The organism is Kitasatospora sp. NPDC004531 (genome assembly GCF_053602195.1).
On the sequence record NZ_JBSGDD010000016.1, the window covers coordinates 63,214 to 82,919 of the forward strand.

At 75.6% G+C, this 19,706-nt stretch carries 16 protein-coding genes; 8 read left to right on the plus strand and 8 right to left on the minus strand.

What is annotated here, in order from left to right:
- The 5 genes from ACWEMJ_RS10130 to ACWEMJ_RS10150 all read right to left on the minus strand — a co-directional run bounded on the left by ACWEMJ_RS10130 (position 1) and on the right by ACWEMJ_RS10150 (position 8,184).
- Positions 1-2,199 (minus strand): DUF11 domain-containing protein, encoded by a 2,199-nt coding sequence (locus tag ACWEMJ_RS10130; protein WP_452136521.1) that lies wholly within the window; start codon positions 2,197-2,199, stop codon positions 1-3.
- Between the two features lie 222 nt (positions 2,200-2,421).
- Positions 2,422-2,775, minus strand: a complete 354-nt coding sequence (locus ACWEMJ_RS10135) for a hypothetical protein (protein ID WP_452136522.1) — start codon at positions 2,773-2,775, stop codon at positions 2,422-2,424.
- Between the two features lie 41 nt (positions 2,776-2,816).
- Positions 2,817-3,350 carry a TetR/AcrR family transcriptional regulator gene (locus ACWEMJ_RS10140; RefSeq protein WP_452136523.1) on the minus strand — a complete coding sequence of 178 codons (534 nt, stop codon included), beginning with the start codon at positions 3,348-3,350 and terminating at the stop codon, positions 2,817-2,819.
- Positions 3,351-4,180: 830 nt separating this feature from the next.
- Positions 4,181-6,847 carry a DUF6493 family protein gene (locus ACWEMJ_RS10145; RefSeq protein WP_452136524.1) on the minus strand — a complete coding sequence of 889 codons (2,667 nt, stop codon included), beginning with the start codon at positions 6,845-6,847 and terminating at the stop codon, positions 4,181-4,183.
- On the minus strand, positions 6,844-8,184 hold the full coding sequence (locus tag ACWEMJ_RS10150) for an SWIM zinc finger family protein (RefSeq protein ID WP_452136525.1): 1,341 nt from the start codon (positions 8,182-8,184) through the stop codon (positions 6,844-6,846). The genes ACWEMJ_RS10145 and ACWEMJ_RS10150 overlap by 4 nt, the downstream gene beginning before the upstream one ends.
- A 92-nt stretch (positions 8,185-8,276) precedes the next feature.
- On the opposite strand from ACWEMJ_RS10150, the gene ACWEMJ_RS10155 reads away from it, so the two are divergent.
- From ACWEMJ_RS10155 to ACWEMJ_RS10180, 6 genes are all read left to right on the plus strand, one after another.
- A complete protein-coding gene (locus ACWEMJ_RS10155) occupies positions 8,277-9,200 on the plus strand; it encodes an acyl-CoA thioesterase (protein WP_452136526.1) in 924 nt (307 codons plus the stop codon).
- A gap of 87 nt (positions 9,201-9,287) precedes the next feature.
- A complete protein-coding gene (locus tag ACWEMJ_RS10160; RefSeq protein ID WP_452136527.1) occupies positions 9,288-9,914 on the plus strand; it encodes a TetR/AcrR family transcriptional regulator in 627 nt (208 codons plus the stop codon).
- A gap of 64 nt (positions 9,915-9,978) precedes the next feature.
- Complete coding sequence (locus tag ACWEMJ_RS10165) at positions 9,979-11,616, plus strand: BCCT family transporter (RefSeq protein ID WP_452136528.1); 1,638 nt, start codon at positions 9,979-9,981, stop codon at positions 11,614-11,616.
- A 233-nt stretch (positions 11,617-11,849) separates the two neighbouring features.
- Positions 11,850-12,953, plus strand: coding sequence for a hypothetical protein (locus tag ACWEMJ_RS10170; RefSeq protein ID WP_452136529.1), 1,104 nt, complete (start codon positions 11,850-11,852; stop codon positions 12,951-12,953).
- Positions 12,954-12,985: 32 nt separating this feature from the next.
- The gene (locus tag ACWEMJ_RS10175) at positions 12,986-13,150 is read left to right on the plus strand and encodes a hypothetical protein (protein WP_452136530.1); all 165 of its coding nucleotides are present in this window, start codon (positions 12,986-12,988) and stop codon (positions 13,148-13,150) included.
- A 75-nt stretch (positions 13,151-13,225) separates the two neighbouring features.
- Positions 13,226-13,438: a cold shock domain-containing protein gene (locus ACWEMJ_RS10180; RefSeq protein WP_452136531.1), complete on the plus strand. Its 213-nt coding sequence runs from the start codon at positions 13,226-13,228 to the stop codon at positions 13,436-13,438.
- 6 nt (positions 13,439-13,444) lie between these two features.
- On the opposite strand, the gene ACWEMJ_RS10185 is transcribed toward ACWEMJ_RS10180, so the two are convergent.
- The gene (locus ACWEMJ_RS10185; protein ID WP_452136532.1) at positions 13,445-14,827 is read right to left on the minus strand and encodes a DUF2398 family protein; all 1,383 of its coding nucleotides are present in this window, start codon (positions 14,825-14,827) and stop codon (positions 13,445-13,447) included.
- A gap of 90 nt (positions 14,828-14,917) precedes the next feature.
- Between ACWEMJ_RS10185 and ACWEMJ_RS10190 the strand changes: the two genes are divergently transcribed.
- The gene (locus tag ACWEMJ_RS10190) at positions 14,918-15,793 is read left to right on the plus strand and encodes a sterol desaturase family protein (protein ID WP_452136533.1); all 876 of its coding nucleotides are present in this window, start codon (positions 14,918-14,920) and stop codon (positions 15,791-15,793) included.
- Positions 15,790-16,482 carry a lysoplasmalogenase gene (locus tag ACWEMJ_RS10195; RefSeq protein ID WP_452136534.1) on the plus strand — a complete coding sequence of 231 codons (693 nt, stop codon included), beginning with the start codon at positions 15,790-15,792 and terminating at the stop codon, positions 16,480-16,482. The genes ACWEMJ_RS10190 and ACWEMJ_RS10195 overlap by 4 nt, the downstream gene beginning before the upstream one ends.
- A 105-nt stretch (positions 16,483-16,587) precedes the next feature.
- Here ACWEMJ_RS10195 and ACWEMJ_RS10200 read toward each other — a convergent pair whose 3' ends face one another.
- Positions 16,588-17,208 (minus strand): hypothetical protein, encoded by a 621-nt coding sequence (locus tag ACWEMJ_RS10200; protein WP_452136535.1) that lies wholly within the window; start codon positions 17,206-17,208, stop codon positions 16,588-16,590.
- 180 nt (positions 17,209-17,388) lie between these two features.
- The gene (locus tag ACWEMJ_RS10205; protein WP_452136536.1) at positions 17,389-19,317 is read right to left on the minus strand and encodes an FtsX-like permease family protein; all 1,929 of its coding nucleotides are present in this window, start codon (positions 19,315-19,317) and stop codon (positions 17,389-17,391) included.
- Positions 19,318-19,706 lie beyond the last annotated feature (389 nt).

Sequence of the window (19,706 nt, forward strand, 5' to 3'; positions counted from 1 at the left end):
TCAGGGCCCGGCGGCCTTGCTCAGCTCCAGGTCGGCCACGGCCGGCCCGGGAGCGCCGCCGGGCAGGCCGACGCCGGGTTCGGGACCGGTGTTGTTCGCGGGGTTCGGGTCGCCGGTGTCGGAGGAGACGGTCGCCCGGTTGGCGATGTCGGAGCCGTCGCCGGTGTACGCCGCATCGAGGCGGACGGTGAAGGTCCACGCCTTGCTCGCACCGGCGGCGAGGCCGGCCACCGGCCCGCAGCCGACGGTCTGTCCGGTGGCGGTGCACCCGTCGGCGGAGGAGACGAACGACAGCTGGGCGGGCAGGGTGTCGGTGGCCTTGACGTCGACGGCCTGCGAGGGGCCGGCGTTGCTCGCGGTCACGGTGTACTGAAACGTTTCGCCCGGGCCGACGGGAGTACTGCCCACGGTGGCCTTCGCCACCGACAGGTCCGCCGTCGCCGCGCCGACCACGACGCTCGCCCGGCAGGTGCTCCCGGCCGCGGCGCACAGGTCCGGTGTCGAGGTGACGGTGTTGACCAGGTCGGTGCCGGCCGCGACCGGGTCGCCCACCCGCACCGTGTAGCTGAGCGTGACCGTCCCCGGCGTGCCCCCGACGGCCGCCGGGATGCTGCCCGACCAGGTGAGGTCCCGGCTTGCGGCGTCGTACTGCGGGGCCGCGACCGTGGCGGGCGGGGAGGCGACGGCGGCCAGTGCGGTCGGCGCGCCGGTGTGCGCGACGACCTGGGAGAGGTCGTCCAGCAGGCTGAACGCGGCGATCGGCGCGGCGCCGGGGTTGCTCACCACGATCCGGTAGTGGACCGACTCGCCCGGCGCGGCGGACGTCCGGTCGGCGCTCTTGACCAGCGTCGCCCCGCCGGTGAGCGAGACGCAGGCGCCGAACGGGGAGGCCAGCACCAGGTTGCTCGGCGCCAGGCCGCTCATCCGGTCCGCGCCGTCGGTGACGGCGGCCGAGGGGCACGGCGTCGCGGTGACCGTCGTCGGCGAGGACGTCACGTTCACCGACACGGTGCAGGTCGCCGGACCCGGGCCGATCGAGCCGCCGCTGAAGGAGACCGTGCTGCCGGAGGCGGTGACGGTGCCGCCGCAGGTCGTCTCCGGCGCGGGAACCGGGGCCACCACCAGCCCGGCGGGCAGCGTGTCGGTGAACGCCAGGCCGTTCTGGCCGGTCGCGCCGGCGGCGGTGGAGACCGTGAAGGTCAGCCTGGTGGTGCCGCCCACGGGCATGCTGGTCGGGCTGAACGACTTGGCCAGCTGCGCCTGGGTGGTGCTGGCGAAGAACACCGACCCGACCTGGAAGGAGTTGGCCACGTCGCCCGGCGGCCAGGTCCGGGCGGAGCAGTCCACCGAGCCGTCCCGGCTCCTGGCCTCGGGCCAGGCCAGCAACTTGTAGTAGCCGGGGCCGTCCGGGCCGAAGTCCTCGGCGGGCAGCACGACCTGCTTGCCGACGTCGTTGTGGTGGGAGACCACCGAGACCTTCACCGGGCTGGGCGTCAGCCGGGTCGGGCTGCCGTCCTCGTGGACGAACTGCCACCAGACGGTGTCGGTGACGCCGCAGTCGTTCTGGCCGCTGGTGCTGCCGGTCAGCGGGTTGTCGGCGTCCAGGATGAACTTGTCGCCGGGGACCTTCCCGTCCGCGGTGACCACGCCCCAGCCGTCCTGGCTGTTCCCGTCCGCACTGTTCCACACGTTGTCCCAGGGCAGGCGCATCAGCGGCCGGCCGTTGCCCGGGCACGCGTTGAAGCTGCGCTGGTCCAGCGGCATCGGGACGGTGACCACGGTCGAGCCCACCGTGACCTCGGCCTTGAGGTTCACCGGGGTGTTCGGGCAGGTCGAGTTGTCGAACGCACCGTCGCCGCGCAGCGTGATGTAGAGCCAGTCCTCGCCGCCGCCCATCGGTTCGCGCCGGACGATCTGGTACTCCTGGTCGATGCCCGGGCCGGTCTTCAGCACGGCGGTGAGGTCCATGCTCCCGTCGCCGTTCCAGTCGTAGCGGACCAGCGAGGGGGAGGTGCCGGACGGCACCGCGATCACGAAGTCGGCCCGCACCTCGCTGTCCAGGCTGTTCGGGCGCGGCAGGCCCAGCACCTTCACCAGCCGGGGTGTCACCACCCGTACCGACGGGGCCTCCTGACCCGCCGTCGCCCCGGCCGGCAACACGCCGAGCAGCACGGCCGCCCCGACCACGGCCCCGACCACGGATCTGATCCGTCCGACTGCCCCGAACACCGGCATCGACCTCCGCTCCTGCCCACACTGCGCGAAATCCCCCACCGGCCCGTCCCGGGACGAGGCATCCGTGCCGCGACGGGCAGGTGGGCGAAACGCCGGAACGGGCCGCATCCCCCGGACGCACGCGCGTGCGCGGCCGGACGGAGCAGGCCCGCTATGGGCAGAAGAGCGGATCGGGCGGGGCGGGTGTCAGTGCCGCAGGGCGTCCTCGACCAGGGCGACTGCGGCGCGCGGGTCGTCCACCTCGACGATCACCCGGGCGTAGCGCTCGTCGGCGAGCTCGATCACCACGGCCTTCGCCGGGTTCTTCACGTCCCAGAACACCAGCTCGCCGTGCCGCCGGAACCGCCCGGCCGTGATCAGCCCCGGCCACTGGGTGCCGCCGACCTTGATGCCCTTGGGCTCCGCGGCGACGCCCGGATCGGCGGTCGCGCCGCGGACGTTGGCGAGCGGTATCTCGATCCGGCTCTTGATCGCCCAGAGCTTGTCCAGGCCCTCGATCTCCACGACCAGCGTTTCGTTGTCGACGGACAGTCGAGCCATGTCGGTGAACCCTCCCTCTCGTGTATGTGTGTGACGGCCGGTCAGCCGGCCAGCCGGGCGGCCAGCGCCCGGACCTGCGGGGCGGACGCCCCCGGACCGAGGGCCCGGTCGCGCAGCCGCAGCCCGAGCACGCCCGCCGCCAGCGCGCCGATCAGCGCGCTGTCCTCGGGCTCGCGCAGCACCGCCGCCAGGGCCCGCTCCAGCGCCCGCAGCGCGTGCGCGACCACCGCGGCGACCTCCGGATCGGTGGGTGCCTGACCGACCGCCGCCGACAGCAGCAGCCCGGCCGCCGCCCCGCCGTCGAACGCCCCCGCCGCCTGCGCGAGCGCCTCCGCCGGCCCGGTGGTGACGGTCAGCGCCGCCACCGTCGGCAGCACCTCGTCCTCCAAGTGCTGCCGCAGCGCGGCCAGATACAGCCCCCGCTTGCTCCCGAACACCTTGTACAGGCTGCCCCGGTGCACCCCGAGCCGCTGCACCAGATCGTCCACCGACGTCCCGTCGTACCCGCGCTCGGCGAACAGCACCGCAGCGGCCCGAACGGCCTCGGCCTCGTCGAAGGCACGTGGTCTTCCCATGCCGACGACCCTAGACATTCGAGAACGGTCAGTCAAGAACGACCGTTCCAAAACGACTCCGGGCAAGTGGCCGCCCCGCCACCCGGGCCCCCGCGACGCATACGCAGCCATGCGCGACAGCTCCCCACCGGGCTCGCCCCAAGCCGACCCGACACCCCCGCCCACCCGCACGACGCCACCACGCGACGCGACGCGCAGCCGCCCGCGCCCGGCCCGCCCGCACGCGGCCACCGCGCGAAGCGAGGCGCCGCCGCCCGCGCCGTGCCCGCCCGCGCGGGGCCACCCACCAGGCCCGCCCCGCACTCCACGCCACGCACGAAGCAGCGCGCAGCCGCCCGCACCGGAATCCCCCGAGCCCCCGCGACGCATGCGGAGCCATGCCCCCTGCGGCAAGCCGAACCCACACCCCCGCCCACCCGCACGACGCCACCACGCGACGCGACGCGCAGCCGCCCGCGCCCGGCCCGCCCGCACGCGGCCACCCACCAGCCCCGCCCCGCCCCGCCCCGCACTCCACGCCATACGCGAAGCAACGCGCAGCCGCCGCACCGAAATCCCCCGAGCCCCCGCGACGCATGCGCAGCCATGCGCAGCAGCCCCCACCCCCAACCGAGCTCGCGCCGGGCCGCCCGCCTGGCGCCTTCGGGCTCCGCAGCCCCACCGGCCATGCCTGCCTGTGCCGCGAACACCGGCGAGCCCTGGTCGAGCGCACCCGGCCGCGCTTCGGGCCCGCCCGTCGCGTGCACCGGCGGGGGCGGTTGCGGGCCTTCCCCTGCCGCTCCGACCAGACGTCACCGTCCCCGGCGACCGCCGGGCAGGCAGTCCGCCCGCTACTCCTCCAGCAGCCCCGCCAGCACCTTCGCCTCCGCCGCCAGCTTGCTGCGGGCCCCGCTCGCCGCCGCGGCCGTCACGGCCGGGATCGGGCCCCGGGCTCCGGACAGGCGGGCGCACTCCACGGCGGCGGTGAGGACGGCAGCAGTTCCGGCGGGCGGGTGGGGGGTGAGCACGGCGGGGAGGACGCCGGTGAGGAGGGTCCAGGTCAGGCGGGGGGCACCGGCGGCGGTCAGTTCGGTGCAGGTGGCGGCGAGGCGGGTCGCGGAGAGCGCGCCGGCGCGCAGGAGTTCGCCGGTCTCGCGGGCGAGCAGGTCCGCATCGAGGTCGCCCTGGGCGGCCAGGGAGAGCACGGCGTCGACGGTGGCGGTGCGGTCCTCGGGGGTGGCCGCGCCCAGGCCGTAGGCGAGGGCCTGGTGGACGGCGAACCCGGCGGGTCCGGCCGTCTCGGCGAGCAGCGGGAGCAGCTGGGGGCCGCCCCGGTCGGCCGCCGATTCGGCGGCGGCGGCGAACTGTCCGATCAGGCGGGCGGCGGTCTCCTCCCGGTGGTGCGGCAGGACGGCGAGCCAGCGCCCGTCGGGCATGGAGTGCTCGACCTCGGAGCGCCGGTGGAACGGCTCGACGGGGCCGAGCAGCGTGCGGACGGCATCCGGCACCCCGTCCGCCCAGCGCGCCCCGGGCGCACCCGCGCCGGGCACCCCGAGCATCGCCAACTCGTCCGCCGACAGGCCGGGTTGGTCGCTGAACCGCAGGCACTCGGTCATCCACACGCCGGGCCGCGCCACCCCGGCGGGTATCGGCGTGGTCTCCTGCCGCCGCAGCCCGCCGGCCCGCAGCCAGGCGGCGAGCCGCGCCCCGGCGGGGCTGCCGAGCTGGTCGGCGACGCCCGGCGCCCCGTCGGGGACGGTCCGCAGCAGTGCCTGCGCGAGGTCCATCGGCCCAGGTTCGATGCCGAGCGTCTCGTACCGGCCGAGGCGCGCGGCGAGTTCGGCCGGGTCGATGGCGCCGTCGCGGCGGGTGGGGGTGGCGAGCAGCAGCGGCACGGGGTCGCCGGACAGCCGCCAGGCGATCTCCTCCAGCCGGGCGGCGAGGAACCCGCCGAAGCCGCCGCGCAGTTGCCAGGTCCGGAACGGGCTGGCCTTGGGGTCCTGCAGCGAGAGCCAGGTCCGCTGCTTCGGCAGTGCCCCGGTGACGGCGTTGGCGAGCATGCCGAGCGACCGCCACTCCTCCCCGGTGCGGACGGGCGCGAGTGCCGCCGCGAGCGCGTCCCGGTCGGCCCAGGCGAAGCGCACCAGCCCGTCCAGGATCCGTTCGAAGCCGACGCTGTCCTCCTCCTGCGCCGCGAGCGCCGCGGCGAGCTCCTCCGCCACCTCGGCGGGGCTGCCGAGCGGTGCGGGCATCGGCGCGGGCCGGAACGGCTCGGGCAGCCGGTCGTGTTCGGCCACCGGTTCGGCCGACTCGACGCCGAGGCCCAGCAGCCGGGTGGCGAGGGCGGCGTGCGCGGGGTCGAGCAGCAGCGCCTGCGCCCGCAGCTCGGTGAGCAACTCCCGGCTGCCGGTGGCCAGGTGGCGTCCGGTCACCTTGAGGGCCTGCTCCTGGAGCTGCCGGTCCGGGTGGCCGTAGCACTGCGCGACCGCCCGCAGCGCCGCCTCGGGCGCGCGCGCCGCGAACCGGTCCAGCCAGGCCAGTTGGGCGCGGACGAGCTTCTTCTCCGGCCGGGTGAGCAGCACCTCGGACGCTTCGACCACCGTCGCCCCGTCCAGTCGCCCGGCCCGGTCGAGGGCGATCAGGCGCTCCTGCGCGTACCCGGCGAGCGTCGAGGGGCCGTCCAGCAGCGCCGTCAACGCCCGCAGGTTCACGGCGAGTTCGTCCTCGGTGGGGTTCAGCGTCCGGAGCGCCGCCAGGTAGCTCCGCAGTTCGCCGGCGCCGCCGCCGCGCAACAGGCGGGCCAGGGCCCGGGCGATCAACTCGCCCCGGTCGATGACCTGTTCGGCGGCGAGCCGGGCCAGGACGGCGGGCCAGCGCTGGCTGTCGTCCTTGGCGGCCCAGGGGCCGGACAGCTGCTGGGCGGTGTCGGCCTCGAAGACGTACGGGGCGAGGACGGCGGTGAAGCTGTCCCGGACGAGTCGCGCGTACAGGTCGGGGCCGGGCGGCAGCTTCGGTTCCCGGCGGCGCGGCCGGGGGTCGCCCCGGTCGCGCATCCACTCGACGACGAAGCCGGGCTCGGCGGGCGGCGGGGTGGCGGAGCGGCGCAGCAGGTGTTCGGCGACGGCGAACGCGGTGGAGGCGGTCCAGTCGGTGCGCTCGGCGGGGCGGCGGGCCAGGCGCAGCGCCACGTCCCGCTGCCAGTCGGCGGGTTGGGCGTCGAGGAGCAGCAGCAGGGGCGGCTGGTCCCAGCGCTGGATGTCGTCGAAGTCGCGCTGGGCGATCCAGTCGGCGGCGCCGGACGGCGCGGTGTGGCAGACGGCGCCGACCACCAGCAGGGCGGTCCAGGTGTCGGCCCGGGAGGCGGGCGCGGCCCGCAGTTCGCGTCGCAGCGCCTTCAGCCCGGGCAGCTGCGCCCGCCGCTGCGCGCCGTCCAGGCCGCCGACCAGCTGGGCGAGTCGGTACAGTGCGGGCGCCCGGAGCGCCGCCGCCAGGTCCGTCATGTCGTGCTCCTCGCTCACCGCTGCCGCTCCTGGTCCTCGATCGTCCGCACGGCCAGCAGGTGGCTGCAGGGGCCGCGTCCGCCCCGGTGGCGGGCCCACCAGCGGCAGGTGCAGCCGGCGGGGCCGTCGGGGCCGATCCGCACGTGGTGGGCGTGGTCGCCGACGGTCACCGCCCGGATGTCGCCCTCGACCGGCCCGACGGCCCCGGCGGCGAGCAGTTCGCGGGCGGCCCGCAGGCGCGGGTTGGCGTCCGCCGCCTGGGGGGCCGTGTAGGGCAGTCGGCGGTGGAAGTGGGCGGCGTCGGCGAGGTCGTGGCCGATCAGCCCGGCGGCGGCGAGGCGGGTGAGGGCGGCGCGGACCCGGTCGGCGGGCAGGCCGCAGTCGGCGGCCAGTTCGACCGGGTCGATCCGGGGCTGCCAGGCCAGCAGTGCGGCGACCGCGTCCGTCCCGGCGGGCTCGTCGGCCTGCCGGGCGAGCTGTTCGAGCAGTCCGCCCTCGCCGGAGAAGCCGCGCGAGGCGTCCGGCGAGAGGGTGAGCGTGATCCGTCCGCCGGGCAGCGCGAGTTCCCAGGCGGACGCGCTGGCGTCGGCCGGCCCGTAGATCCGCAGGCCAAGGGCGTGCCGCAGCAGCGGCCGCAGCGCGGCGAGCCGTTCGGGTCCTGCCAGGCGGATCGCGCCGCCGGTCGGCCGGGAGACGAAGCGCAGCCCGGGGCCGGCGGGCAGCACCCAGCGGACGCCGCCGGGGCCGCCGGCGGGCAGGGCGCGCAGGAAGCGGACGGCTTCGGGGCCGGACAGTTCGGCCCGCAGGTCGAACCGGGCGGTGAGGACCTGGGTCTCGGCGAACCCTTTGAGCCAGCGCAGCGGCAGCGGCACTCGCCGTTCGACCAGCGTCCGCGCCCCGACGCCGACCTCCAGCCGCTGCGCCCCGACGCCGAGGGCGAGGCGTTCGCCGGGGGCGCGCAGCCGCAGGGCCTCGCGCAGGGCGGGGCCCACGTCGACGTTGGTGGTGCCGAGGGCGGTGGCCGCGCCGTCGAGCCCTTCGGGCAGCACGTCCAAGCGGGCGTGCACGCCGCCGCAGCCGGAGAAGGACTCGAAGCGCAGCCGTTCGCCGTCGGCGGTGACCACGGGGTCGAGCGAGGCGGCGGCGAGCGGCCGGTGGTAGCGGGCGGCGGCCACGTCGGCGACGGCGAGCAGCGCGGCGGCGGCCGCGTCGGGGTGGCGCAGCGCGCCGTCGAAGAACCGGGGGTGCTCGGCGTCGCCGTGCGGGGTGGCGCCGCCGCTGGTGGCGAGGTCGAGCCGGTGCGGGCGCAGGGCGGAGGGCGCCCGGTACCGGAAGGCGTGAACGGCCGTGGTCATGCGCGCCACGCTAACGATCAGCGCCGACACCGCCGCGGGCGCCGGGGACGTGATCCGTTCCACACCCACCCCGTACTGCAACGTGTTCTAGCATGTGCCGCGTGACCGCCTCTGCCGCTCTGCCGCCGATTCCCGCGCCTGCTGCCGTGCCCTCCTTCACCGAGCTGCTCGCCATCGAGGAGCTGGACGAGAACCTGTTCCGGGGCTACTGTCACGCGGGTGCGCCGCTGCGGGCGTTCGGCGGCCAGGTGGCGGCGCAGGCGCTGACCTCGGCGGGCCGGACGGTGGAGGCGACGCGGCGGGTGCACAGCCTGCACGGGTACTTCCTGCGGCCGGGCGATCCGCGCCGCCCGATCGTCTACCAGGTGGACCGGGCCCGGGACGGGAACTCGTACGCGACGCGGCGGGTGACGGCGGTGCAGCGCGGCGAGGCGATCTTCACCATGTCGGCGTCGTTCAAGCGCCCGGAGGCCTCGGGCGACCGCCAGCGCGCCATGCCGCCGGTGCCGGGCCCGGAGGAGCTGCCCGACCCGTACCTGGCCTGGCGGCGCGACGCCCCCGAGGAGTACGAGCGGGCGGCGATCTTCCGCGCCCTGCAGATGCGTTTCGTCCCGGCCGACGCCCCCGGCCTGCCGCCCGAACTGCCGGGCGTGCCGCAGCAGTTCGTGTGGCTGAAGACGGACGCCCGGCTGCCGGCGGACGATCCGCTGCTGCAGGTGTGCGCGCTGACCTACCTGTCCGACCTGACGCTGGCCTCCACCACGGCGCTGCACCTGCAGCCGCACCGGGTGCACCGGGTGGCGGAGTCGCGGGTGGCGCTGGCCTCGCTGGACCACGCGATGTGGTTCCACCGGCCGTTCCGCGCCGACGAGTGGCTGCTGTTCGCGCAGCGCAGCCCGTCGGCCGCGGACGGGCGGGGGCTGGCGATGGGCGAGTTCTACGACCGCGACGGGGCGCTGGTGGCGTCGGCCGTGCAGGAGACGCTGCTGCGGGAGCTGCGCCCCGCGTCCGGCTGAGGCCCGCGGGCGGCCCGGCCAACCGTCATTGAGCGGTGACCTGTCGCGTCATACCGCCGTGCGGGGCCGCCCCGTATCATGGTTCGGGTGACCAAGGTTGACCTGTCACCTCGTCCGGTGGAGGCGATGTCCCCCCGTCAGCTCGAACGCCGCGGCTCCCTCCTGTCCGCCGCCCTGGCCCTGGTGACCGAGATCGGCGTGGAACGGCTCCAGATGAAGCAGGTGTCGGAGCGTTCGGGAGTGGCCCTCGGTACCGCCTACCGGTACTTCTCCTCCAAGGATCATCTGCTGGCCGCGGCGATGGCGGACTGGCACCGGCTGCTGCTCGCCGACCTGGTGGGCGAGGTGGGGGCGGGGCGCAGCGCCTCGCCGACCGAGCGGGCGGTGCGGTTCGTGCGCCGGGGGATGCGGGCGTACCAGCGGCAGCCCGAACTGGCCCGGCTGCGGGTGGCGGTGGCGACCTCCACCGATCCGTTCGCCAGCGAGGCCCTGCAGGGGCTGGCCCGGGCGGACCGGGCGGCGCTGGGGGCGGTGCTGCCGGAGGTTCCGTCGGCGTCCGGGGAGCTGGTGCGGCACATGGTGGGGCACGCCTGGCAGGGCGAGTTGACGGCCTGGGTGACCGGCCGTTCCACCCTGGACGACGCCCGCACCCGGCTGGAGGAGATGGTCCGGCTGGTGCTGGGCCCGTACGAGCCGCCGGCGCCGCTGCCCTGACGCCTGGCCGGCTCTCGGCGTGCCGCCTACCCCGAAACCGACATGTGTGGACATAGTGCCTCACATGTCCACACCTTCGGAGTCTTCGACCGACCGTCAGCCCGCGCCGCCGGACGCCTTCCCGTTGGACCGGGTGGTGTTCGGCGTCGGCGCGGTCGCCGTGCTGGCGGTGGTCGCCTGGGGGGTGTTCGCCGAGGACTCGCTGAGTCGCGCGTCGAGCACCGCGCTGTCCTGGGTGCTGCACTCCTTCGGCTGGCTGTTCGTGGTCGCCGCGGACGTGTTCCTGGTGCTGGCGGTGGTGATCGCGGTGAGCCGGTTCGGCCGGATCCCGCTCGGCCGGGACGGCGAGCAGCCGGAGTTCTCCACGCTGGCCTGGGTGGCGATGATGTTCAGCGCCGGCATGGGCATCGGCCTGCTGTTCTACGGCGTCGGCGAGCCCCTTCAGCTGTACGCGCAGCCGCAGCCCGGCTCGGACATCGTGCCGCAGACCTCGGCGGCGGCGCAGCGGGCGCTGGAGTTCTCGCTGTTCCACTGGACGCTGCACCCGTGGGCGATCTACGCGGTGGGCGGTCTGGCGCTGGCGTACACGACGTTCCGCAAGGGCCGGGGCAACCGGATGTCGCAGGCGTTCGTGCCGCTGCTCGGCGAGCGCCGGGCGCACGGCTGGGCGGGCCGGGTGATCGACCTGCTGGCGGTGTTCGCGACGGTGTTCGGTTCGGCGACCAGCCTGGGCCTGGGCGCGATCCAGGTGGCGGGCGGCCTCGGCTACGTCACGGACGTCCGGGCCACCCAGGGCGTGGAGCTGGTGGTGATCGCGGCGCTCGGCGGCGCGTTCGTGCTGTCCGCGATGTCGGGCGTGCACCGGGGCGTGAAGTGGCTGTCCACCACCAGCGTGGTGCTGGCGGCGGCGCTGATGGCCTTCGTCTTCGTGGTCGGCCCGACGGTGTTCGTGCTGGACGCGCTGCCGTCCACGGTCGGCGGCTACCTCTCCGACCTGGCGGTGCTGGCCACCCAGACCGGGGCGTTCACCAACGAGGACTGGCTGGGCTCCTGGACGATCTTCTACTGGGCGTGGTGGCTGTCCTGGGCGCCGTTCGTCGGCACCTTCATCGCGCGGATCTCGCGCGGCCGCACGGTGCGGCAGTTCCTGGTCGGGGTGCTGCTGGTGCCCAGCGGGGCGACCACCCTCTGGTTCGTGGTGATGGGCGCCTCGGCGATCCGGCTGCAGTCCACCGGCGCGGCCGACCTGGTGGCGACCATTCCGCAGGGCGCGGACGCCGGGCTGTTCGAGATGCTCAAGGCGCTGCCGCTGGGTTCGCTGACCAGCGTGATCGCGGTGCTGCTGGTGATGCTGTACTTCATCACCTCGGCGGACTCCGCCTCGCTGGTGCTGGGTTCGCTGTCGTCCGGCGGCGCGCTGCACCCGCGGACCTGGCTGGTGGTGGTGTGGGGCGCGCTGATGGCGGCGGTCGCGGCGGCGCTGCTGCTGGCGGGCGGGCTGACGGCGCTGCAGAACGCCACCATCCTGGTCGCGCTGCCGTTCGTCCTGGTGATGCTGGCGCTGTGCGTGGCCCTGGTCCGCGAGCTGCGGGCCGACCCGGCGGCCGGGCCGGCCCGCTCGCACCCGGCGCACGGCCTGCGGGACGCGGTCGGCACCGCCGTCGGCGAGGAATACCCCGGGCGGTCTCGCCCGCAGGAGTGAAACCTCCCCGGCGCGCCGCCCGGCCGCGCGCCCGGGCGGCCCGTGCGGCGTCTGGGCGCGCGGCAACTCTGCTGCCTTTACCAAGAGTTCGTAATGGTCCGGGCCGCCGCGCGGCGGTGCCAGGCTGGGCCGGGTCGGACTCCACGCCGAAGCGGCGGCCGGGCGGCCGTCATCCGCCCGCGCCGCCACGGCCCGTCCGGCCGCACCACCGCCGGCCGAAAGCCTGAACTCCCATGCTGTGCACCGCCCTCGACGCCACCCTGCGCCGCCGTCTCGGCGCCGCCACCCTCGCCGCCTGCCTGCTGGGCGGGCTGCTGCCCGACCCGGCGGGGGTGATCCGGCACTGCCGGGCCGACGGGGTGACGGTGCCGACGCTGATGCTGTTCGCGGCGATGTTCATCGGCGGGTTCGAGACCCGGGCGGCGGACGTCGGCCGGGCGCTGCTGCGGCCCGGGCTGCTGCTGGCCGGGCTGGGCGTGGCGGTGGTGCTGCGCGCGGTGGTGCTGCTCGGCGCGGAGCGGGCCACCGCCGGGTGCTGGCCGGACGGCCGGGAGGCGCGCTGGCTGGTGGTCGGGCTGGCGCTGACCGCCGCGATGCCGGTGGCCGGCGCCGCGCAGACCTGGGGCGCCAGGGCCGGCGGCGACGCCCCGCTCGGTCTCGGCCTGGTGCTCACCACGACGCTGCTCAGCCCGCTCACCACCCCGCTGGGCCTGGCGCTCGCCGAGGGACCGGAGAGCGGCGGCCCGCGCCGCGCCCTGGACGCGCTCGCCCACTCCGACGCCACCAGCCGGTTCATGGCCCTGTGGGTGGCCCTGCCCTGCCTGGCCGGCCTGCTCGCCCGCCGCGCCACCCGCCGTCCCCTGCACGGCCGGCTGCGCGCCGCGCTGCTGCCCCGGCTGCGGCTGACCGGCCTGCTGATCGCGCTCGCGCTGACCTACCTGAACGCGGCGGGCGTGGCCCGGGAGATCGTGCTGCGCCCCGAGCCGCGCCTGGTGGCGATCGCCGCCGGCTGCGGCGCGCTGGTCTGCGCCGGCCCGTTCCTGGCGGGCTGGCTGGCCACCCGCCGCTCCCCCGCCGCGCCGGCCGCCCGCACCACCCTGACGCTCGCCTCCGGCCTGAACAACACCAGCGCGGCGGCCGCCCTGGCGGGCGCCCAGTTCGGCGGCCACCCGGCCGTGCTGCTGCCGATCTTCTTCTACGGCGCGGCCCAGCAGGTGCTGGCCTCGCTCCTGCCCGGCCTGCTGCGCACACCGACGATCACCGCCCCGACCTGCGGCGATCCGGCTGTGGAGGTTCCGACGCCGAGATCCCTTCCGGATTTCACCCGCGTTTCGTGACCGCGTAACGCCGCCCTGCCAGGCTGCCTGCCATGAACGCCCGCACCGCCCCGAGCTTCCCGCTGCCCAAGCGGCACCGCCGGATGCTCGCCTGCGCCGCCGTCGCGGCCTCCGTCGTCCTCGGTTCCTTCGGCGTCGCCGCCACCGTGGAGACCGTCGGCCATCGGCCGCCCGCGGTGAGCGCCGCGCAGCGCTGACGCTGCTCCGAACGAGTGGTGGGCTCCCCGGCCGCATCCGATACTGAGGGTGACCGGCCCGAAGGGAGCCCCGCCATGGAGACCGGCACCGTCCGGTGGTTCGACACCCGCCACGCCTACGGCTACATCGCCCCGGACGACGGCGGCCCCGACGTCGCCGTCTACTACGACTCCGTCGTGGCCCCCGAGGACGACCGCTTCCTGCACCGGGGCCAGCGCGTCCAGTACGACGCGACCGTCCAGGAGTTCCGCCCGGTCGCCGAGCACGTCCGCCCGCTGACGCCCTGAGCGCGCTCACACCGCCTGGCGGTCGCGGCCCTTCGCGGGGCGGGAGTGCCGGCCGGAGCCCGGGGCGGGCTGGAGCTCCGCGCGCGGGGCGTAGCGGGCGGCGGGGGCGCGCAGCAGCCAGTTGCGGCCGGCGGGGGCGGCCAGGCCCATCCGGTGCAGCAGGTCGAGGGCGTCGCGGCGGAAGGCGGCGAGGTCGGCGAGGTAGCCCGCGTCCCAGCCGGCGCTCATGCCGTAGTCGTCGGTGATGTCGCCGAGGGTGCCGTCGATCAGGGCGTCGGGGATGAGGACGGCGGGCGGGGCGCTCTCCGTCTCGACGGGGCGGAGGTCCTCGACGAGGCGCTCGGCGAGCAGCAGCGCGGCCTGGGCGAGGGTGCCGGGGCCGGGCAGGGCGAGGTCGGTGAGCTCGTCGGCGGGGTCGAGCAGGGCGATGCCTTCGGCGCGGATCTCGGCGGTGAGGCCGAGCACTTCGGCGAATCGTTCCGTCTCGGCGGGGGCGGCCCTGCGCAGGTGCTCGCGTTCGGCGGGTGCGAGGTCGTCGAGCAGCACGACGGGGGTCTCGGCGAGCAGGCGGCGGACGGTCAGTTCGGGTCCGGCGGGCGGCAGCGGCACCGCGGTGAGCAGGTCGGCGGCGAGGTCGGCGGGCGGCCGCCACTGGTCGAGCAGGGCCCGCACCCGCTCGTCGGCGACGTCCGGGCGCGCGCCCTCGGCGAGCGCGGCGAGCGCGTGGACGAGCGCGGCGTACCCGGCGGGGCCGAGCCCGGGCAGTCCGCGGCCGGGGAGCGCGGCCTTGTGCAGCCGGGCGTGGCCGGGGCCGAGGGTGAGGCGGTAGCCGAGCAGGGTGTGGAAGCGTTCGGCGAGGGTGGTGGCGTGACGGCGGATCAGCGGCAGCGAGGCGCCGTGCGGGCCGTCCGCGGTGACCACCGGGTGGGCGAGCAACAGCCGTGCGGCGATGCGCAGTTCGGTGGTGGGGCGTTCGGTCTTGCGGTGCCGGCCGCCGCCGGTGGGGCGGGCGGCGGGCAGCGCGGGGGCTTCGCGCCGGACCCGGCGGTAGCCGAGCGGGCGGAACAGCGGCGAGGTGGTGTGGTGCACGCTCGGGCCGTGCCACCAGCTGGTGCCGGCGGCGGGTTCGGCCTGCTGGGGTGCGCCGCCGAGGTGCCGGGCGCCGTGCAGGCCGAACACGGCGGAGGCCAGCAAGTCCGCCTCGGCGGCCTCGGCGGCGGCGAACCGCTCCGCCAACTCCCGGGCGCGATCGGCGAGTTCGCCTGCGCCGGCGGCGTTCTCCGGGTACGGCCGGGCCGGGGTCGCGAGCCGTTCGGCTCCGCCCGTGGGCCTGATCCCCGTGCCGCCGGCGGCCGTTCGGGCGCCGGCGGTTGCTTCCTGCCGCTCCATGTCGCCCCCAAGCCTAGACGCCGAATCGGACTGTACGCGCCGGTAACAACCTCTTCCGCAGGCCCACCCGGGTCGCTTATGGTTCCGGGCATGCCTCAGCTGCCCGATGTCGTGCTCTGGTCGATACCGGCCTTTGTGCTGCTCACCGTTCTCGAGATCGTCTCCTACCGGTTCCATCCGGACGAGGAGGAGCAGGGCTATGCCGTGAAGGACACCGCGGCCAGCCTGTCGATGGGCCTCGGCTCGCTGCTGTTCGACGCCGGGTGGAAGATCCCGATCGTGGCGATCTACTCGTTCCTGTACGAGTTGACGCCGCTTCGGATCCCGGTGCTGTGGTGGACCGTGCCGCTGATGCTGCTCGCCTACGACTTCTTCTACTACTGGTCGCACCGCGGCCACCACGTGATCCGCCTGCTGTGGGCCTGCCACGTGGTGCACCACTCCAGCCGGCACTACAACCTGTCGACGGCGCTGCGCCAGCCCTGGACGTCCGCCACCGGCTGGATCTTCTACCTGCCGATGATCGTGGCGGGCGTGCACCCGGCGGCGGTGGCGTTCTGCGGCTCGGTCAACCTGGTGTACCAGTTCTGGATCCACACCGAGCGGATCGGCAAGCTGCCCCGGCCGATCGAGTACGTGCTCAACACGCCCTCGCACCACCGGGTGCACCACGCCTCCCAGGGCGGCTACCTGGACCGCAACTTCGGCGGCATCCTGATCGTCTTCGACCGGTGGTTCGGCTCCTTCGCGACCGAGGCCGAGCAGCCGGTGTACGGGCTGACCAAGAACATCACGACCTACAATCCCCTGAAGGTCGCCACCCACGAGTACGCGGCGATCGCCCGGGACGTGGCGCGCGCCACCACCTGGGGGGACCGGCTGCGCCACCTGGCGAAGGGCCCGGGCTGGCAGCCCGCGCCGCGTACCGAGTCCCCCGCCGCCAACCCGGAGAGTGCCCCCGCATGAGCCCCGCCCGAGACCCGCGCACCGCGCGGGCCCTGCTGATCGCCTTCGCCGTCGTCTCGGCGGTGCACCTGCTGGCGATCGCCGTCCACCTGCCGCCCCTGCGGTACTGCACCAAGCCGCTGCTGATGCCGCTGCTGGCCGCCTGGGTGTGGGCGTCGGCGCGGCCGGGGACGCCGAAGCTGCTGATCCCGGCGCTGCTGTTCGGCGCGGGCGGCGACATCCTGCTGCAGGTCGGCGGCACCGGCGGGTTCCTGGCCGGGATGGGCTCGTTCGCGGTCGGCCACGCCTGCTACGTGACGATGTTCGTGAAGCTCGGCGCGCTCGCCGACCGCCGGCGCACCGCGCTGGTCGCGGCCGGCTACCTGGTGGCCTGGGCGACGCTGATCACGCTGCTGCTGCCCGACCTGGACGCGGGCATGCGGATCCCGATGGCCTGCTACAGCCTGCTGCTGGCGTCCACCGCGGTGACCTCGTCCCGGATCGACTGGCGGGCGGGCCTGGGCGGCGCGCTGTTCCTGCTGTCGGACACCCTGATCGCCACCGACATCGCGGAGTGGAAGCACCTGCCCGCCCACAGCTTCCTGATCATGCTGACCTACATCGTCGGCCAGTACCTGCTGACCGTCGGCACCCTGGAGCGCACCTCCTCCACCGCCGCGGCGCGGCCGGTCCCGGCCACCGCGGGCTGAGACACGTCGAGAGGGCGGCCCCACCACGACGGTGGGGCCGCCCTCCGCTGTTCTCCGGGGGACGCGGAGCGTGCCGGGTACGGTGGGCGCGTACCGGACGACCGCTCAGAGCGCCCGGCTGTCGGCCGAACCGCGCCGGCGCAGCAGCCAGAACCCGGCCACGCCCGCCGTCACCAGCCCGGCCCCGGCGGCCAGCCGCCCGGCGTCCATGCCGACCGAGCCGCCGACGCCGGTCTCCACCCCGCCGTGCGGGAGCCGCGTGCCCTCCCACTCGCCGCCCGTGCTGCCGCTGCCGCCCGTGCCGCCGGCGGCGCCGGTGCCGCCGCCCTCGGACTTGGCGGCGATGCCGACCGCGCCGGTGAAGCTGTCGCCATTGGGGCACTTGCCTTCGATGCCCCAGGACGCCTCGCCGGCGGTGGAGCGCTTGGCGGCGTCGGCCATCTCGTGCTCGGAGATCACGGTGGCGGTGCCGGAGTACTTGCCGTCGGGGCCGACACTGAGCGTGGTCGAGCCGCCGACGAAGGCCGTCGAGGTCGCCGTCAGGGACTTCGTCGAGCTGCCGGCGCAGTTCACGCTGACCGAGACGGACTGGCCGGGCAGCGCCTGCGCGGGGCTGACCCAGGCGGGCTGGCCGCTCTTGGCGGACGCGGGGGCGGTGGCGCCGGCCAGCGCGAGCAGGGCGGTGGTGCCGAGCAGAGCGGCGGCGGCGGTGCGCGTTCGGCGCATGCCGTACCTCCAGGGGGATCGAGGTGGGGGCAGCGGTCGCGTAGCCGTTCCGCTACCCCTGGTCACCGACCACGCTAGGCAGCGCCACCCGCCCCGGCTACACCTCAAGGGCCGTTCGGGTCCGAATAATGATCCGAACGCGAACGGCCCTTTCGGCCGAACGGGTACTCCGTACGGGCGCTACTCGTTGCGGGCGGTCTCCGGGCCGGTGATCCGCCGCAGCAGCGGCAGGGTCGCGCCGATGACGGCCAGCGCGACCGCCAGACCCGCCGCGACCACCGCCCAGTACCCGGCGCCCAGCGCGTGCAGCGAGTACTTCAACTGCGAGCGCAGGAACAGATCGGCGGCGAGCAGTCCGACGCCGACCGCGACGGTCGCCATCACCAGCAGCGGCACCACCGACTCCATCGCCACCACCCGGCGCAGCGTGCCCAGCGACACACCGGTCAGGCGCAGCAGGCTGAACGGCCGCTTGCGTTCGCTCAGCGACCCGGCGACGCTCACCGCCAGGCTGCAGCCCGCGATCGGGAAGGTCGCCAGGATCACCGCGTCGGCCAGCTGCCGGAAGGCGCGCATGTCGGCGCCGGCCAGCTTCCACGACTCGGCGAGCGTCATCGCCTGCCGCGTCCCGGGGTAGGCGGTGTCCACCATGGTGCGGGCCTGCTCGACGGCGGCGGTCGAGCCGTCGGTGTCCACGACCACGTTCAGCACCCCGAGCGCGGCCAGCTGGTCGGCGGTGTAGGGCGCGGTCGGCCACTGGGTGGCGCTCTCGTCGCTCCAGCCGGACCAGACGTACGCCACGTAGGCGGCCTGCGCGCCGGGCGCGCAGTGGCCGTACAGCCCGATGGCGTTCAGCCGGCGGCAGTCCACCACCTGACGGCTGGTCTCGTCGCCTTCGCCGGTGTGCACCTGCACGGCCTCGGCGGCCGGGTGGGTCAGCAGCACCGTCCGCACGCCCGGCACGTTCTGCAGGCGCTCGACCAGTTCGGGCGGGGCGGGACGGCCCTGGCTGACCGGGCGGCGGTCCTCCTCGTAGCCGCCGCTGAGGTCGTTGACCAGCAGGTTGTTGAACTGCGGGCCGCCGTGCGGGTGGTCGCGCTCCTCGCCGATCGCGGTGATGACGCCGATGGTCGCCGTCATCACCAGCAGCGCCAGCACCAGTCCGCTGACGGCCCGGAAGCCGGCGGTCGGATTGTCGGCCAGGCGGCGCACCGCGATCAGGGTGGCGGGGCGCTGGGTGCGGCGGGCCAGCAGGGTCGCGCCGATCATCGTCAGCCACGGGCCGGACAGCACCAGACCCAGGGCGATCAGCAGGAACGACGACAGGTACCCCCTGACCTGCCCCGGCACCGACTCCGGGTGCCACACCAGGAACGCGACCAGCTCCACCAGGCCCGCCACCAGCGGCACCACCCGCCACGCCCGGGGCGGCTTCGGCGTCACCCGGCGACTCACCCCGAGCGGCGAGATCTGCACCCGGCGCAGCGCGATCCGCGCGGCGACGGCGGCGGCCAGCGGCACCCCGAGGGCGACGGCGGCGATCTGGCCGGACGACAGCGTCAGGTCGGAGCGGAAGAACGGCGAACCGGTCAGCTGCGCCTGCGCCACGGTGCCGCGCAGCGCCAGGAACGGCACGAAGCCGACCAGCACCCCGATCGCGGCGGCGACCGCCGCCTCCACGGCGGACACCACCGACACCTGCCGGGGCGTCGCGCCGACCAGCCGCATCGCGGCGAAGCGCTGCTCGCGGCGGGCGGCATTCAGGCGGGTGGCGGTGCCGATCAGGATCAGCACGGGGAAGACCAGGGCGCCGCTCACCACCGTCAGGATCAGGTCGATCCCGTTGGACTTGATGCCCACCACGCAGTCGCCGCACTTGTCGGGCGCGGCGGCGGCGACACTGTCCACCAGCACGGCGTCGCGCTGCTCCCGCAACTCCTGCGGGCTACGGCCGACCAGCGCCACCAGGCTGTCGGGCGAGGGCAGCGCCGCCGCGCCGAGGATCCCGATCCGGCGCCCCTGGAACCGGTCGGCGAGCTGGGCCGGCGGCATCTCGTCCGCGAGGCGCGCCAGCGCCGGCGACAGGTAGTACTCCCCCGGCCCGGGCATCCGCGCCACCCCCGGCGCAAGCGCCGCATTCGGCCCGGTCACCGCCACATCGACGCGCGCGACCTCCTTCCCCACCACGGTGTCCCGCCGAGTCAGCCACCACATCGGATCACCCCCGGAACCACCCGCACTCGCCCCGCCGGAGGCAGATTTCGCCTGCCCGCCGGACCCGCCGGAGGCGGATCTCCCTGCCGCCTCACCGCCAGAGACGGAACTCGCCGCCGCCACACCGCCGGAGGCGGAACTCGCCTGCCCACCGGCCCCGCCGGAGGCGGAACCCCCCGCCGCCACACCGCCGGAGGCGGAACTCGCCTGCCCACCGGCCCCGCCGGAGGCGGAACTCCCCGCCGCCACACCGCCGGAGGCGGAACTCGCCTGCCCACCGGCCC